This is a genomic window from Bacillus sp. FSL M8-0049, from assembly GCF_038593355.1.
In the GTDB taxonomy this organism is placed as follows: domain Bacteria; phylum Bacillota; class Bacilli; order Bacillales; family Bacillaceae; genus Bacillus; species Bacillus safensis.
Genome location: NZ_CP151986.1, coordinates 206,989 through 223,550, shown reverse-complemented (window position 1 = coordinate 223,550; position 16,562 = coordinate 206,989). Strand labels below are relative to the sequence as shown.

General features: G+C 42.0%; 18 protein-coding genes and 1 riboswitch. Of the genes, 9 read left to right on the top strand and 9 right to left on the bottom strand.

Going from position 1 to position 16,562, the window contains the following annotated elements:
• Positions 1 to 30 precede the first annotated feature (30 nt).
• Positions 31 to 130, bottom strand: a riboswitch (purine riboswitch).
• Between the two features lie 387 nt (positions 131 to 517).
• Both proS and NSU13_RS01255 read left to right on the top strand, forming a co-directional pair.
• The gene (proS, locus tag NSU13_RS01260) at positions 518 to 1,951 is read left to right on the top strand and encodes a proline--tRNA ligase (protein ID WP_176967366.1); all 1,434 of its coding nucleotides are present in this window, start codon (positions 518 to 520) and stop codon (positions 1,949 to 1,951) included.
• 143 nt (positions 1,952 to 2,094) lie between these two features.
• Positions 2,095 to 2,271 (top strand): hypothetical protein, encoded by a 177-nt coding sequence (locus NSU13_RS01255; protein ID WP_164512187.1) that lies wholly within the window; start codon positions 2,095 to 2,097, stop codon positions 2,269 to 2,271.
• 35 nt (positions 2,272 to 2,306) lie between these two features.
• Here the strand turns inward: NSU13_RS01255 and NSU13_RS01250 are convergent, their stop codons facing one another.
• The 7 genes from NSU13_RS01250 to NSU13_RS01220 form a co-directional block, all read right to left on the bottom strand.
• Positions 2,307 to 3,083 carry a sulfite exporter TauE/SafE family protein gene (locus tag NSU13_RS01250; protein WP_061110448.1) on the bottom strand — a complete coding sequence of 259 codons (777 nt, stop codon included), beginning with the start codon at positions 3,081 to 3,083 and terminating at the stop codon, positions 2,307 to 2,309.
• Positions 3,084 to 3,141: 58 nt separating this feature from the next.
• Entirely contained in the window at positions 3,142 to 3,372 is a 231-nt protein-coding gene (locus tag NSU13_RS01245; protein WP_061110449.1) for a sulfurtransferase TusA family protein, read from the bottom strand.
• Positions 3,373 to 3,405: 33 nt separating this feature from the next.
• The gene (locus tag NSU13_RS01240) at positions 3,406 to 4,533 is read right to left on the bottom strand and encodes an MBL fold metallo-hydrolase (RefSeq protein ID WP_061110450.1); all 1,128 of its coding nucleotides are present in this window, start codon (positions 4,531 to 4,533) and stop codon (positions 3,406 to 3,408) included.
• A gap of 14 nt (positions 4,534 to 4,547) precedes the next feature.
• Positions 4,548 to 5,108, bottom strand: a complete 561-nt coding sequence (locus NSU13_RS01235) for a sulfurtransferase TusA family protein (RefSeq protein WP_061110451.1) — start codon at positions 5,106 to 5,108, stop codon at positions 4,548 to 4,550.
• A 47-nt stretch (positions 5,109 to 5,155) separates the two neighbouring features.
• Positions 5,156 to 5,509 carry a rhodanese-like domain-containing protein gene (locus tag NSU13_RS01230; RefSeq protein WP_211043953.1) on the bottom strand — a complete coding sequence of 118 codons (354 nt, stop codon included), beginning with the start codon at positions 5,507 to 5,509 and terminating at the stop codon, positions 5,156 to 5,158.
• A gap of 12 nt (positions 5,510 to 5,521) precedes the next feature.
• A complete protein-coding gene (locus tag NSU13_RS01225; protein ID WP_041088802.1) occupies positions 5,522 to 6,004 on the bottom strand; it encodes a DsrE/DsrF/DrsH-like family protein in 483 nt (160 codons plus the stop codon).
• Positions 6,005 to 6,127: 123 nt separating this feature from the next.
• On the bottom strand, positions 6,128 to 6,388 hold the full coding sequence (locus NSU13_RS01220; protein ID WP_003217059.1) for a metal-sensitive transcriptional regulator: 261 nt from the start codon (positions 6,386 to 6,388) through the stop codon (positions 6,128 to 6,130).
• Positions 6,389 to 6,571: 183 nt separating this feature from the next.
• On the opposite strand from NSU13_RS01220, the gene NSU13_RS01215 reads away from it, so the two are divergent.
• Together NSU13_RS01215 and NSU13_RS01210 are read left to right on the top strand one after the other, a co-directional pair.
• Positions 6,572 to 7,078 (top strand): hypothetical protein, encoded by a 507-nt coding sequence (locus NSU13_RS01215; RefSeq protein WP_211043954.1) that lies wholly within the window; start codon positions 6,572 to 6,574, stop codon positions 7,076 to 7,078.
• A gap of 40 nt (positions 7,079 to 7,118) precedes the next feature.
• Entirely contained in the window at positions 7,119 to 7,727 is a 609-nt protein-coding gene (locus tag NSU13_RS01210) for a transglutaminase family protein (RefSeq protein ID WP_211043955.1), read from the top strand.
• A 141-nt stretch (positions 7,728 to 7,868) separates the two neighbouring features.
• Here NSU13_RS01210 and NSU13_RS01205 read toward each other — a convergent pair whose 3' ends face one another.
• The gene (locus NSU13_RS01205; protein WP_342489766.1) at positions 7,869 to 8,705 is read right to left on the bottom strand and encodes a helix-turn-helix transcriptional regulator; all 837 of its coding nucleotides are present in this window, start codon (positions 8,703 to 8,705) and stop codon (positions 7,869 to 7,871) included.
• Positions 8,706 to 8,808: 103 nt separating this feature from the next.
• On the opposite strand from NSU13_RS01205, the gene fabF reads away from it, so the two are divergent.
• Positions 8,809 to 10,041 carry a beta-ketoacyl-ACP synthase II gene (gene fabF / locus NSU13_RS01200; protein WP_211043957.1) on the top strand — a complete coding sequence of 411 codons (1,233 nt, stop codon included), beginning with the start codon at positions 8,809 to 8,811 and terminating at the stop codon, positions 10,039 to 10,041.
• Positions 10,042 to 10,363: 322 nt separating this feature from the next.
• Here the strand turns inward: fabF and NSU13_RS01195 are convergent, their stop codons facing one another.
• Positions 10,364 to 10,741 (bottom strand): multidrug efflux SMR transporter, encoded by a 378-nt coding sequence (locus NSU13_RS01195; RefSeq protein WP_034284218.1) that lies wholly within the window; start codon positions 10,739 to 10,741, stop codon positions 10,364 to 10,366.
• 278 nt (positions 10,742 to 11,019) lie between these two features.
• Here NSU13_RS01195 and NSU13_RS01190 point away from each other — a divergent pair, with 278 nt between their 5' ends.
• The 4 genes from NSU13_RS01190 (at position 11,020) to NSU13_RS01175 (ending at position 16,539) form a co-directional block, all read left to right on the top strand.
• Entirely contained in the window at positions 11,020 to 13,083 is a 2,064-nt protein-coding gene (locus NSU13_RS01190; protein ID WP_342489765.1) for a thioredoxin domain-containing protein, read from the top strand.
• A 152-nt stretch (positions 13,084 to 13,235) separates the two neighbouring features.
• Positions 13,236 to 14,006: a SurA N-terminal domain-containing protein gene (locus NSU13_RS01185; protein ID WP_039176104.1), complete on the top strand. Its 771-nt coding sequence runs from the start codon at positions 13,236 to 13,238 to the stop codon at positions 14,004 to 14,006.
• A gap of 224 nt (positions 14,007 to 14,230) precedes the next feature.
• The gene (glpT, locus tag NSU13_RS01180) at positions 14,231 to 15,565 is read left to right on the top strand and encodes a glycerol-3-phosphate transporter (RefSeq protein ID WP_342489764.1); all 1,335 of its coding nucleotides are present in this window, start codon (positions 14,231 to 14,233) and stop codon (positions 15,563 to 15,565) included.
• A gap of 92 nt (positions 15,566 to 15,657) precedes the next feature.
• The gene (locus tag NSU13_RS01175; RefSeq protein WP_342489763.1) at positions 15,658 to 16,539 is read left to right on the top strand and encodes a glycerophosphodiester phosphodiesterase; all 882 of its coding nucleotides are present in this window, start codon (positions 15,658 to 15,660) and stop codon (positions 16,537 to 16,539) included.
• Positions 16,540 to 16,562: the final 23 nt, after the last annotated feature.

Below are 16,562 nucleotides of genomic sequence, written 5' to 3'. Positions count from 1 at the left end.
TGCAGACAAACAAAAAAACCCTGATTACAAAAAAGGAAAGCGCGCTTTTGTAATCAGGATTTATCGGATCCTGGTAGAAACCCTCAAACCATATTATTGAGGTTATACAAGTCTATTTTTTTCTTCACATATATTAGCACAGCCTTACATAACTCGCAAGCTGTAAAAATAGAAAAATACTGCCATTCCGTTACCTAAACAAAAGGCGCTGTAAAAGGAATCAGAACAGCTTGCTTTCTCCCCCATTTACAGGTAAACTGATGAAAAATCAACGAACAAGGATCAACGTAGATCTGGAATAGTAGCTTGAATCGATCTTTAACAGAGAGGGAACGGTGCTGAGAAGTTCCTACTGACATCTTCAAGTGAACCTGCCGATTTAGTTCTGTTTCATACAGCGGTTCATACCGTTATCATGATTGAGTGTAAAGCTGTGCTTTAAATTAGGGTGGTACCACCAGGAATGGTCCCTAACTTAAAGTACAGCTTTTTTGTTTTAAAAAAGGAGGAACCTGCAATGTCAAAAAAACAATTTGTTGAGAAAATTACAAGCATGGAAGACGACTTTGCCCAGTGGTATACAGATGTTGTCACAAAGGCGCGGCTCGTCGATTATTCAAGCGTAAGAGGCAGTATGATCATTCAGCCGTACGGCTTTAAAATCTGGGAGAATATTCGCGACGAACTTGACCGCCAGATTAAAGAAACGGGTCATGAGAATGTCTATATGCCGCTCTTTATCCCAGAGAGCCTGCTGCAGCAGGAAAAAGATCATATCGAAGGCTTTGCTCCTGAAGTGGCGTGGGTCACACATGGCGGTGAATCCGAATTACAAGAAAGGCTCTGCGTCAGACCAACCTCTGAAGTGCTGTTCGCTGAGCATTACAAAAACATTATTCATTCCTACCGCGATTTACCAAAGCTATATAACCAATGGGCCAATGTCGTCCGATGGGAAAAAACAACACGTCCCTTCCTTAGAACCCTTGAATTCCTATGGCAGGAGGGACACACGTGCCATGAGACTGAGCAAGAAGCGATTGAAGAAACAGAAAGAATGCTTCACACTTACGCTTCTCTTTGCGAAGATCTCCTTGCCATTCCTGTCATTAAAGGGAGAAAAACCGAGAAGGAAAAATTCGCCGGCGCTCGCTTCACCTATACGGTTGAAAGCTTGATGCATGACGGAAAAGCGCTTCAAACGGCCACTTCTCATTTCTTCGGGAACGGATTTGCCAAAGCATTTGGCATCGAATTCTTAAACCGTGAAGGAAAACTAGAGCATGTCCAGCAAACCTCTTGGGGTTTCACAACAAGAATTATCGGCGCTATGATCATGGTGCATGGCGATGACAGAGGGCTCGTCCTCCCGCCAAATATTGCGCCAACCCAAGTGCGTATCGTGCCAATCGCTTCTCATAAAGAAGGGGTACTGGATCATGCCTACGAATTGAAGGATCGCCTCGCCCGCATCGCACGTGCTGACATCGATGCAAGCGATAAACAGCCAGGCTGGAAATTCAACGAATGTGAAATGCAGGGTATTCCGCTACGTGTAGAAGTAGGACCAAAGGACATCGAAAAAGGACAAGTAATGCTCGCACGACGAGACACTGGTGAAAAGCAAGCTGTCACGTTAGATGCACTTGAACAAACCATCACAGCAACGCTTGAAGACATCCAGCGGACGATGTACGAAAAAGCGAAAGAACGATTACATGAAAAGACATCACACGCCCACACAATCGAAGATATCGAGCAAATTCTTGCGGCAGAAAACCGATTGATTAAAGCCATGTGGTGCGGTGATGAAGCCTGTGAAAACGACATTAAAGAAAGAACAGGTGCGACCTCACGCTGTATTCCATTCGAACAGGAAACCATTTCTGACACATGTGTCTGCTGCGGAAAACCTGCATCTGATATGGTGTTCTGGGCGAAAGCCTATTAAGAATATAAACAATAAGAAGCATCTCTCATGATGCTTCTTTTTTTGTTAAAAAGACCCAAACACCCATTGACCTCACCTGCACGATCCCCTATAATTCTTATTAATATAATCGGTTTTTAAGACTTTAACTGGAGTGGTGATATATGAAACGCTGGCCCTCATTCTTTGCCGAACGCTGCCCTAAATGTAGAACAGCATTAGAAGTCTCAAAGTCCAATGCCCTGCAAGGCAAAGTCGTGAAAACATGTCCCAACCTTCATTATCAAAAAGAGTATCACCCCGCACTAGAAACGTATATCGAGCACGATGACGTCAAATAAAAAAGACCAACATGTTTGCTCTGTTGGTCTTTTCTTTATAAAATATCCAGCCAAATTTTGACCGCTATCGCTGTAATCATTACAGCAAGTGCCCATTGCAAGTAGACGGCGTTGATTTTCTGACCGACCTTCGCACCAATCGGAGCTGCCACCAAACTTGCCGCCATCAGCACAATCGCAGGAAGAAGCATGACCTGACCCGTCAATACCTTTCCAGTCGATGCGCCTATCGCAGAAAGAAACGTAATCGCAAGTGACGATGCAATCGTCATCCGTACAGGAATTTTTAAAATAGACAGCATCACAGGCACTAAAATAAATGCGCCGCCTGCACCTAATACCCCGGAAACACTGCCAATCACAAAGGCAATAGCTGATGCCAGCCCTTTATGAAAAGTAACTTCTCCCTCTGCGTCTGCACGCTGTCCTTTTTTCGGAATCAACATGAGAATAACCGCCACAATGGCGAGTAATCCATAGATAAGGTTCATTCCTTTTTCCGGCATAAAATGTGATACATAACTGCCTAATAAGCTGCCCGCCAATATACTGCTTCCCATATATAAAATCAGCGAGCGATGTAAAAATCCGCTTTTCCGATAAGCGAGTACACCACCCAGCGTCGAAAAAAGCACTTGAATGGCGCCAATCCCTGATACCTCGTGTGCTGATAGTGCCATCACACCAAAAAGAGGCGGGATATAAAGCAGCATGGGATAGTTGATCACAGATCCCCCAATCCCCACCATTCCTGATAAGAAGGAACCAATACATCCGATGATAAAAAGTGTAATCAATAACGCAAAATCCACGCTGGTCTCCTCCTTTGCAAAAGGAAAAGGGGATCTTCAGCAGATACCCCTACATCCTTTAGGACCCTTTTCTCACCCAGAACTTCAGCACGTGACCTTCTTCTGTCTGCGCGATCAATTCATGTCCGCTTGACTTCGCCCATGCGGCCAAGTCAGCTTTAGCCCCTTTATCTGTTGCATGTATTTCTAAAACTTGACCTTCCGCCAAGTCGTTCATTTTTTTCTTCGTTCGAATAATCGGCATTGGGCATGCGAGCCCTGTTACGTCTAAAATTTGATCTGATGTCATTTGATTGTTCCTCTTCTCTTATTTTATTGGACATTACCGAATCGCACAACGGTTTGGACCCATTTCCATTTCCCGCTGCTTTTCCACACCTGGGTTCAGCTTCCCCATATTGGCTTGACGAATCTCTTGAAAAGCATGCGGCTGTGCAGGCAGACCTTCCGTCACCATCTTTCTAAACACATGTTGATCTTCAATATGAAGCCCATGATTTTCTTTTAAAAGTGAGCCGAGCTCCTTCCAAACACTGCCGTCTTCATTCATTTCTTCTTTGGTCATGAAGTGCGAAGGCAGAACGATGTATTCCTTTGAAAACGCCATATACCGTTCATAAAGCGTCTCTCTCAAATCATCTACCCAGTCCTCCGCCATTCCAGCAAGATCAGGTCTTCCAATTGAATCAATAAACAAAATATCACCTGAAAGAAGATATTGATTGTCTACGATAAAAGATGTTGAGCCGATCGTATGTCCCGGGGAATAAATGGGTTGAATATCAATAGAAGCTGTTCCAATTATTATCCGCTGTCCTTCTTCAAGACGTTCATATTCAAAGGTTACCTCTTCTGCATCTTTTGACGGCAGCCAGTAGGCAGCACCAGTTAGTTCAGCCAGCTTTTTCCCACCAGAAATATGATCTGCATGAAGGTGAGTATCCATCACATGCGTCACAGAGACATCATGCTTTTTCGCAAAATCAATATAGACCTCCGTCATTCGAGCTGCATCCACAACCGCGGCTTCTCCATTGGACATGATCATATAGGACAGACACCCTTTGCCCATCCGTACAAATTGATACAGCTCTCCGCCGCCGCTTAAATCACCTATTTTCACTGGCTCTATATGCTCACTCCATGCCTTCATGCCGCCCTGCAAATAATGAACAGGCACGCCAGCCTCTGACAGCATCTCCGCCACCAGGATAGAGGAACCTTCCTTGGCACAAACCACCAGCACTTCACGGTCACTAGGAATGTACTGTAAAAGGCCCTCTACTCCGTCAAGCAGATCAAAATAAGGCACATTCATATCAACGATTGCTTCCCCTTCAATCTTCCAGTCCTGCACATCTGCTTGGTTTCGCACATCTAGCAAAAAGAGCGGCTCTTTGCCCACGATCTTTTTTGTTAACTGCTCTGCAGTCATGGCTTTTACCGTCATGTTTTATTCAGCTCCTATTTTTCAATGGCTCCTGTCCAGCTATTCATGCCTGGCACCACATTGATTAATTGTTGAAATCCTCTCTCTTTTAGCTTTTGCGCAGCTAATTCACTTCTTCTGCCTGAATGACAGATGAGATAGATATCCGATTCTCTTGTTAACTCCTCTGCACGATCTTCCACCTCACCAAGCGGGATATGAACGGCTCCTGGGATATGCCCCGCTTCGTATTCATCCAGCTCCCTTACATCCAAAATAAACAGAGATTGATCTTCTTTTACCTTCTGTTGAAAGGCATTCAAAGATATTTCCGAAATCATGGGCTCCCCCTCTTCTTCTTGCGCTCCGCCCTTACGAATCAAATGATGAAGCACCTGTCCTTCTACTCTTGTTCCTAAAAACTCATGACCGGCACTTTTTGACCAAGCCGCTAAATCCGCTGCTGATCCTTTATCGGTAGCTTGCACTTCAAGCACATCTCCTGGCAAAAGCTCATTCATTTGTTTTTTTGTTTTCACAATCGGCATCGGGCATGCCAATCCTTTTGCATCTAAAATGACTGTTGGTTGCTGCATGTGATGTCCTCCTTTATATAGGGGTGGGGGTATATTTTTATGCGTGCTTAATGCCAAGCATTCATACCACCCTTGATGTTTGTAATATGAGTAAATCCTTGCTTCTTCAATATTTTCGCTGCCTGCATACTTCTCATTCCACTTTGACATATGACATAGATCTCTTCATTTTTCTCAAGCTGAGAAGCTCGTTCTTTTAACTGAGGTAAAGGAATGTTTCGAAATCCTTTTATATGGTTTGTTTGAAATTCTACTGGAGATCGTACGTCAATGAGCTGTTGACCTTTGTTTTTCAGCTTTTTCTTCATATCGGCAGCATCCATTTGGTTCACACCTCGTACTGGTAGGAACCGGCTCACGAGTAAGCCAATCACCAGGATGAACAAAATCGTTTGAATCATTTCATCACCTCACTAAATAAATAAATTCACATTCCCGATTTCAGCCTCTGCTAAATACGCCGCCACACCAGCATATTGAATGTCATCTAATAATTCTTTCTCCTGCAGCCCTAAAAGGTCCATCGTCATTGTACATGCTACGAGATTAATCTCCTGTTCCTTCGCCATATCAATGAGCTGCGGCAAGGTCATGGCATTGTGCTTTTTGATGACGTGCTTAATCATCTTCGGACCCATTCCAGCAAAATTCATCTTTGAAATGCCCATTCGATCAGCCCCGCGCGGCATCATCTTGCCAAACATTTTTTCTAAAAAACCTTTTTTCATTGGCACCATCTCATCCTTGCGCAAGGCATTCAGCCCCCAAAAGGTATGAAAAATCGTCACCTCATGATCATAGGCTGCTGCACCATTGGCAATAATGTAAGCCGCCATCGCTTTATCATAATCTCCACTAAATAGCACAATCGTTGTGCGTTTTTTCTGTTCTTCCATTCTGCTCCTCCTTCATTATTACCCATGGGGGTATATAAAAAACAAAAAATATATACACATACCGGTAAGGGTATATTATAACAAGTAAAAAAATCCGTCAACCTCCAAAGGCTGAGGAATTTCTTACCGGCTTTTCACCAATAGCTCAACCGCTTCTTTCACAAGCCCCTCCGTATCCTTGCCTTGTTCAAGGCTTTCACGGACACATTGTTCAAGGTTTGTACTCACAATCACACCCATCGCCCGATCAATGGCATTGCGTGATGCAGACAGCTGCGTCACCACCTCGCGGCAATCCTTTCCCTGCTCCATCATTGCAAGAACCCCTTTAATCTGCCCCTCAATCCGGCGAAGACGGTTCTTCATCTGCTGATTATATTCCATGCACAAGTACCCCTTCCTATTCTTTCTATGAACAGATAGTATACCCTAAGAGGTATTTAGTCAAACGACTTGCCCTACTCTTTTGTAGAGAATGTATGTGAAAAGAATTGCACATTCCACCATTTATTGATAAAAAGAAAATAATCAACGAACGAGAAATCATTGAAGAAAAGAGGACAGCCCATGACTTTACATCATTATATTGGATCAAACAAAGAACTGCCGCTTGGTACCATTGGTCAAAATCCTACCTATAAACCGTTCTCTGAACTCAATATCAGAACGTTTGATAAAAAACAAAAAAAGCCCAAAATCTATCAAAAAGAAGAGCTTTTGATAGAAGTATTTGAAACAGAAGAGGATTTCGAAGGCATTCACATTGATTATCTAGATCCCGTCTATGAAGCGGTAAGAAACAAATTCACGCATCCTTTTGTTTATGAATTAGACATCATTCATTCTCTTCGTGCACTTTTTCAATTCATTGAAAAAGTGCTGTCAAAAGGAGAAACCATCGAAATCTATTCTTGTGTAGATGGACTCGAAACGAAAGGAAAGGATGATCAATTGGATGTAGAAATTGACCTAAGCAAAAAACGATTTGGAAAACATATTGATTTTAAAGGGATCGATGAACTGATTGATATGTTTGAATTAGAAAACTTACAATATGTGTTGGTGAAGAAATAGACCTCCTGCGGTAAAAGTATAGAGAAAAGGGGACATTATAATGAACTTGACATGTGAATCTAAAAATTTTGATGATTATTTATGTGAACTAGCTGAAGTTGATTATTCTCATCCTCTTATTCGAGCAAAATCAAATGAACTTTTCAACCCTTTGCAGACAGAAATAGAAAAAGCAAAAGTAGCCTATGAGTTTGTTCGAGATGAAATTCCCCATACATGGGATATTCAATCCAAACGAGTGACTTGTCATGCATCAGAGGTATTAACATTTAAAGAGGGAATTTGCTACGCAAAGTCCAACCTATTAGCTGCTCTATTGCGCTCACAAGAAATACCTACAGGTTTTTGTTACCAGCGGTTAATGTTGTTCGATACGCCAGATAAGGGATATTGTATTCACGCATTAAATGCTGTATTTTTTCATTCACTTAATAAATGGATTCGATTAGATGCACGCGGCAACAAAACAGGAATTGATGCTCAATTTTCACTTGATCATGAAAGATTAGCTTTTCATACCCAACAAGAATTAGATGAAGTCGACTATCCTTTGATATATGTTAAACCACATCCAAAGACAATGAGCGTTTTAAAAGAACATACAGATGCTATTGAGATGTATAAACATCATTTACCAGAAACGATATAGGCTTGGGGGCAAAAAGACTTTCGACAATGCCAAACGTGAAAATAAACCGGTGCTTGTCAGCATCGGTTATGCCCCTTGTCACTGATTTGCATAGGATCTATTTTATATTAAATACACTCAATAACTTCATCCAAACGATATCTACCCTTCAATTAAACGTTTTAACTTAAGCTCCGTTTCAGTATCCTCAACTGGAGTATAGACGCTGCATCTTAAATCAGTATCCCCATACACTTGTAATGAAGTGAGATTAAACAACATTTTACCTGCCTTAGCATGACGAAATTCAATTAATACTTCAGGCGCATAGCTGATCTCATTTTCATTCCAAATTTTACGAAACTCCGGATATGCCTGCTCCATTTCTTCTATAAATTGCTCATACCAGTCATCCGCCACATACTGTCCATAATACGTTCTAAATATGGCGATATATCCTCTAACAAAATGCTCCCAATTCACCGCTAAACTTTTAAATTCCTTTCTTGCGAATAGTAAGCGGATGATATTCCTTTCTGCTGGGACGATTTGTTCAAAGTCCAAAAATACATTAGCTGCTGCTTGATTCCACCCAACAATCTGACTTCTTCTATCAGATATAATTGTTGGACAATAACGAAGCTCCTGCAACATTTTCACTAAAGCCGGACTGATTTCCTTCTCATTCTCAATGATAAAGGATTGTTTCACTCCTTCCTCTAACGCTAAAGCGTACAAATATCTCCTTTCATCGTTATTTAATTGTAATGCTCGAGAAATCGCATCTAATACCGAAGTAGATACTTTTATATCTCTGCCTTGCTCTAACCATGTATACCAAGTAAGACTCACACCGGCTAGTTGAGCCACTTCTTCTCTTCTCAGTCCTGGTGTTCTTCTGCGGGTTCCTACAGGTAAACCAACCATTTGGGGCGTAATTTTCGAACGTTGGTTTTTTAGAAATTCTGATAACGCTTGAAGTCTAGTTTCAGGTTTCATTTAGATCTCCCTTTAAAAGAGTATTAATTATACTAGGATAAACAACAACTTGTAATAGGATAACACAATGGATAAAGTTAATAAAAACAAGGAGGGAATGATCATGAAAAGAGTTGTCATTACTGGAATGGGAATTATTTCTCCACTTGGAAATGATGTAAATAGCTTTTGGAATCAACTAATCAAAGGACAATCGGGAATATCTCTCATTGATTCTTTTGATACAACTGATTATAAAACAAAAATAGCTGGAATCGTTCGTGATTTCGATGCAGATGAAATATTGGGAAGAAAAGAAGCAAAACGTTTAGATCGTTTTAGCCAGTTTGCCTTAGCAGCAGCCGAACAAGCATTAAAAAATTCGCAATTACAGTTAGATCAAGTTGATCTTGAACGTTTAGGCGTATATGTTGGTTCAGGAATCGGGGGAATCCAATCGCTTGTTGATAATGTCAATGTATTAGATAAACGTGGTCCCTCAAGAGTAAGCCCCAGCCTTGTCCCCATGATGATTTCAAATGCAGCTGCGGCCCAAATCAGCATTAAATTAGGGGCACAAGGGCCATCATTGTCACCAGTCACAGCTTGTTCTATTGGGAACACCTCTATTGGCGAAGCTTTCAATGCGATCCGAAATAATGATGCAGATATTATATTTGCCGGAGGAGCAGAAGCTGCCGTCTCACAGATATCTTTGGCTAGTTTTGGAAACGCACATGCACTATCTACTAGAAACCAAGACCCAAGTCGGGCCAGCCGTCCATTCGATACAGATAGAGATGGCTTTGTGATGAGTGAAGGCGCAGGTATCTTAGTATTAGAATCATTAGAAAACGCGATTCTTAGAGATGCGCCGATATTATGTGAAGTAGTGGGGTACGGAGCTAGTTCAGACGCTCATCATATGGTAGCATCCCACCCAGAAGGTAAAGGTGCCTACTTAGCCATGAAAAAGGCGTTGAGAAGTGCAAACATATCAACAGATGATATTGATGTTATTAGTGCACATGCAACAAGTACACAAGTAGGTGATCGTTCAGAAGTTCTAGCTATTAAGAAATTATTTGGTGAACGTTCAGGTGAAATTCCAACAACGGCAAACAAATCAATGACAGGGCATATGTTTGGTGCTGCCGGCGGAGTAGAAGCCATTGCTTTAGTGGAAAGTTTGAGACGAGGAATGATTCCGCCAACTATTAATGTAGAGAATCAAGATCCAGACTGCAACTTAGATGTTGTATTAGAAGCGAGACAGCTTCCTTTGAAATACGGGCTATCCAATTCTTTTGGTTTTGGAGGACATAATTCAGCCATCTTGTTAAAGCATTACGATTGATGTAGCTATCAAGGGTTTATAGCCCTTGATTTTTTTATTTTGGGAATACCTCACAGACAAATTATGAAGGGCCTCAATCTGATATATTAACCCAACAGATTTATAATATTATACTATATTTACATTAATTGTAATATATTAGATCAAAAAGCCATTTACAATTAGGTACATTTTGGCTACGCGCAAGCAATTTGATTGCATTTCTTTGCTGCAATAGCAATACTTTCATGTCTTGACATGATAGATGTTGAAATGCAAAAAAAAGAAAAGAGGATAACAAAAGTTATCCTCCGCTTTGATATATATGTTCATGCTTTTCTAATCACTCAGCTTCATTGTTTGTTGTAGCGCTTGCGTTTTCAACACTATGTGCTTCACCATGACCTGGCCCGAAAAGATTTAATATTACAACTCCTACAAGTATCAAAACAATCCCAGTAACACTGGCAACGTTAATTTTTTCTTTCCAAATCAAAATCGAGATTATTGTAGTAAGAATAATACCTATACCAGACCAAAGTGCATAGGCGGTATTCAAAGGTATGGTCTTCATTGCAAGTGATAAGAAGAGCAGGGAGCCTATAAAAGAAATAATTGTACCAATAGTAGGGTAAAGTTTTGAGAAGCCTTCTGCAGCCTTGAGCATAGAAGAACCAATAAGTTCACCAATAATTGCGAGCAATAAATATAAATATGCCATTGTTACTCTCTCCTCCTGTATAAATAATCAACGACTTAAAAAACTGTATTAAACCTTTATAGGTTTACTTCACTAAATCTTTATTAAGTAGAACTTTACAAGAAACCAAAAATGTTTTTAAGTCTTTATTTTTCAAAAAAATTGTGCGCAAAATGACTGGTGATCCTTAGTCCAGTAGATAAAATCTAATCTAGATAATCTAATAAGATATAAACTAAACTGCACTATGGTACAGTAAACATAAAAACAAATAATGAAAAGTGAAAGAAGGTGATCCAATGCCCACTAACAATAAGCCCAATAGATTAATCGCTGAGAAGTCTCCTTATTTACTTCAACACGCTCACAACCCAGTTCACTGGTACCCGTGGGGGCAAGAAGCATTCGACAAAGCGAAACGTGAAAATAAACCAGTGCTTGTCAGCATTGGCTATGCCACTTGTCACTGGTGCCACGTCATGGCACACGAAAGCTTCGAAGATCAACAAGTCGCTGACATCTTAAATGAGCATTTCATTTCAATCAAAGTCGATCATGAGGAGCGTCCAGATATCGACTCGATCTATATGTCTGTTTGTCAGATGATGACGGGGCAAGGCGGCTGGCCGTTGAACGTGTTTGTGACGCCAGATCAAAAGCCTTTTTATGCTGGGACATATTTCCCAAAAAGAAGTGCATACGGGCGTCCTGGCTTCATCGAAGCACTGACACAATTGCTGGATGCGTACCATAATGACCGAGATCATATTGAATCATTGGCAGAGAAGGCGACAAATAACCTGCGGATCAAAGCAGCAGGGCAGACAGAAAACACGCTGTCACAAGAGGCAATTCACAAAGCCTATTACCAGCTCATGAGCAGCTTTGATACACTGTATGGCGGATTCGGCTCCGCACCGAAATTTCCTGCACCTCATATGCTCTCATTTCTGATGCGCTATCACGAATGGACAGGGCAGGAGAATGCGCTGTATGCAGTCACGAAAACGTTAGATGGCATGGCAAATGGCGGTATATATGACCATATTGGGTCGGGCTTTTCTCGTTATTCGACGGATGAAAAATGGCTTGTGCCGCATTTTGAAAAAATGCTGTATGATAACGCCTTGCTGATGGAAGCTTACACAGAAGCGTATCAGCTCACCTCAAAACCTGAGTATGAAAAACTTGTCCAACGCCTGATCCAATTCATTAAACAAGATATGATGAATCAGGGCGGCTCCTTTTATTCAGCGATAGACGCAGATTCCGAAGGGAAAGAAGGACAATATTACGTCTGGGCAAAAGATGAGATCATCACCCATTTAGGGGAGGAACTTGGCGCTTTATTTTGCGACGTCTATCACATCACAGAAGAGGGGAACTTTGAAGGGGAGAACATCCCTCATACCATTTCCACCTCCTTTGAGGATATCAAGGCCTCTTTTTCGATCAACGATAAACCCCTTCAATCCAAGCTGCAAGAAGCCCAGCAAATTCTACAATCAGTCAGACAGCAGCGACCCGCACCATTTGTCGATGACAAGGTGCTTACATCTTGGAATGCGCTGATGATCGCAGCTCTCGCCAAAGCAGGAAGGGTCTTTGATGCAGAGGAAGCGATCCATATGGCGAAGCAGGCGATGTCTTTTCTAGAAACACATCTTGTTCAACATGAGCGGCTCATGGTCCGCTACAGAGAAGGTGACGTGAAGCATCTCGGCTTTATCGAGGATTATGCGCATATGCTAAAAGCGTATATGTCTTTATACGAAGCGACCTTTGAGTTAGCGTGGCTGGAAAAGGCGGCAGCCATTGCCGAGAACATGTTTGAGCTGTTTTGGGACAAGGAAAAAGGGGGCTTTTTCTTCTCGGGATCAGATGCGGAAGCGCTCCTCGTTCGAGAAAAAGAAGTGTACGACGGCGCCATGCCTTCTGGTAACAGCACCGCACTCCATCAGCTTTTGAAACTCAGCACAATGACAGGACGTCAAGACTGGCTGAAAACATTAGAACAGATGTTCAAAGCCTTTTATGTGGATGTCTCTTCCTACCCAAGCGGACACACAGCATTTCTACAAGGGCTCCTAAGTCAATATGCGGCGAAAAGAGAAATCATCATTCTCGGAAAAAACGGCGACCCTCAAAAAGAACAGCTTTTACAGGTGCTTCAAAAACGCTTCGTTCCATTTGATATCATATTGACTGCCGAAACAGGGAAAGAATTAGCGAAGCTCGCGCCCTTTACAAAAGATTACAAAACAATCGATGGCAAAACCACCGTGTATATTTGTGAAAACTACAGCTGCCGCCAGCCAATCACCGATATCGACGAAGTGATGGAACAATTATTCCACAATTGAGTTTGTCATGAGATGACTATGAGAAGACAAAATGAGGACAAACAGATAAAAAACATGTCAATCCGCTAACAAATTGTCTGTACGGTTTTATTTTTCCTAAAAAACGGTTAGAATGCGCACTAGACGTTCTCATACCGAAGGGAGAGAAAATGATGAAAAAGGTATCATACACACTCATCGCTTGTTTGTTATCTGTTGGACTTGCAGCCTGCTCGTCAAACGATGCCAAACAAGATAAGCAAAACGACGCAGCCAAAAACAAGGAAACAACACAGGCTGATCAAAAAGAGCAGCAAAAGCAAATGGAAGAAATGCAAAAGAAATTAGACGCACAAAAAATCGATGATCAAAAGGTCGTTGCGACCGTCAACAAAGACAAAATCACAGGCAGTGAATACAATAGCGCCTTATCTACCATTCAAGGCCAGCTTCAGCAATCCGGGCAAGACCCAACTTCTAAAGAAGGCGAGAAAGCAGTCAAGAAACAAACCATTGATGCGCTCGTAGGACAAGAGCTCATCCTGCAAGATGCTGAGAAGAAGGGCTTCAAAGCCTCTGACAAAGAGGTAGATAAGCAGCTAAAGGAAGAAAAGAAACAGTTCAAAGACAACGCTCAATTCGAAGAAGCACTTAAAAAGAGCGGACTCACATTGGATCAGCTGAAGAGTGACATTGCCGACAGCATCAAATACAGCCAATATGTCGATAAAGAAATCAAATCAGCCTCCGTCTCTGAGAAAGACGTCAAAGCGTACTATGATCAATACGCAGACCAAATGAAAAAACAAAAGCAAAAAGCACCAGAATACAAAGAGGTTAAATCACAAATTAAAAAACAGCTAGAATCTCAAGAAAAGCAAAAAGAAGTCCAAAAAGAAATTGAAAAACTAAAGAAATCTGCGAAAATTAATGTTTCTCTATAACCGCTAAGAAAAAATCCGCACAATGGCGGATTTTTTTGTTACTTCATGAACTATTTTTCCAAATTTATGACAAAAGCCTCATCATAAACGTCTCTTCCATCCGATATGATGGGAGTACAAAAGAAAGCGCTAACAATTCTTTTGTCTCTGAAAAGGTACAGGATCAAAAGCAATTCTCGTACTTTTGCTTCAGTCAATCGGACATCTACAAAAGGAGGATCATTATGTTCAAATGGTTTAAACCTGCTCCGCATATCGACAGGCTTGATGATGCCAAAACAGACGAGACGTATAAGCGGCTGCGGCTGCAAGTCTTTCTAGGCATCTTTATCGGGTATGCGGGCTACTATTTGCTGCGCAAAAATTTCGCTTTTGCTATTCCATATCTACAGGAAGAGGGGTTCACAAAAAGTGAATTAGGCTTTGTACTCGCAGCCGTATCCATTGCTTATGGCTTTAGTAAATTCATCATGGGGATGATCTCAGACCGCTGTAACCCCAGATACTTTTTAGCTGCCGGACTTTTTTTATCAGCTCTTATCAATATCCTATTTGTCTCATTTCCATGGGTCACATCCAGTGTATGGATCATGTTTTTATTCATGTTCTTAAACGGCTGGTTTCAAGGCATGGGGTGGCCGCCATGCGGACGTACGATGGCGCACTGGTTTTCGGTTAGTGAACGTGGTACGAAAATGTCCATTTGGAACGTCGCTCACAATATCGGCGGGGGGATTCTCGCACCGCTTATCACATTAGGGATTGTACTGTTTGCGACGTGGAAAAGCATCTTTTTCTTCCCTGCCATCATTGCCATTATCGTCTCCTTCGTGATCATTCTTCTTGTACGGGATACCCCGCAATCCACTGGTCTTCCGCCAATCGAGGAATATCGAAATGACTATCCGGCACAAAACTATGAGGATCAAGAAAAAGAATTAACAGTGAAAGAAATTTTATTTAAATATGTACTCAACAATAAATTCCTATGGTATATCGCCATTGCCAACGTGTTTGTATACTTCGTCCGTTACGGTGTTGTTGACTGGGCGCCGACCTACTTAACAGAAGCAAAAGGCTTTTCACCAGAGCATTCACGCTGGTCTTATTTTCTTTATGAATATGCAGGCATTCCCGGTACATTATTGTGCGGCTGGATTAGTGACCGCTTCTTCAGAAGCCGCCGCGCACCAACTGGCGTCATCTTTATGGCCGGGGTGTTAATTGCCGTTCTTGTTTACTGGCTAAATCCTGCAGGCAATCCAATGGTCGATAACATTGCCCTTATCAGCATCGGCTTTTTGATTTACGGACCTGTCATGCTCATTGGACTTCAAGCCATTGATCTCGCTCCGAAAAAAGCGGCTGGCACTGCAGCCGGACTGACAGGCTTCTTCGGCTACATTGGCGGCTCTGCCTTTGCCAATGCCATGATGGGTGTCGTCGTGGATCACTATGACTGGACAGGAGGCTTCATTTTACTGGTTGGTTCTTGTGTGCTTGCGATTGTTTTCCTCGCCATGACATGGAATACAGGAAAGCGCGTAGAGCAAGCTTAATGAAAATCACATAAAAGATTCATATCCGCCCAACATGCTCTTTACATCTATTTCTTATGATGGAGGCAGTTACCGTAAAAGGAGGATAAAATATGAAGAAAAGTAGATTACTTGCTTTCGTGTTGCTCTCTTTTGCTTTACTGTCTTTTGCGTGGGTGCCGGCCACCGTATCGGCACATGAAAACCTTTTATCTCCAGATCGCATCTTAACCGTTGCACACCGCGGAGCATCAGGGTATGCACCAGAGCATACCCTGGCTTCCTACAAGCTCGCCACAAAGATGAATGCAGATTACCTCGAACTCGACCTTCAAATGACAAAGGATGGGCATCTCATCGTGATGCATGATGAAACCGTTGACCGGACCACAAACGGAACAGGCTGGGTCAAAGACCTCACACTTGCTGAAATTAAACAGCTTGATGCTGGTACATGGTTTAACGAAGCCAATCCCGACAGACAAAATGCCAACTATATCGGACAGAGAGTCCTTACATTAGATGAGGTGCTGCGCTATTTCGGCAAACGAGAGAATTATTATATTGAAACAAAAAAACCAGACCTTTATCCGCAAATGGAAGAAAAACTATTGGCCGCCTTAAAGAAACATCATCTTCTTGGGAAACACACAAGAAAAGGGCAGGTTATCATACAATCCTTTAGTCAGGACAGCCTGATAAAGCTGCAGAAATTAGCTCCACGCCTGCCAAAAGTACAGCTATTAGACAGAAACCAAATGACATCCATCACAGACGATCAGCTCGACTTTATCAAAACGTACGCCGTGGGTGTTGGACCGAATTTCAGAGCATTAACACCTGAAAACGTCCAGCAGGTCAGAAGCCACGGACTCCTCCTTCATCCATATACAGTCAACAGCGAAGCAGACATGACCCGTCTACTGCAATACGGCGTCACCGGTCTTTTCACCAACTATCCAGATGTCTTTAACCGTGTAAAAGCTTCACTCTAAATAAAAAAAGCCTTGCGGTCCAT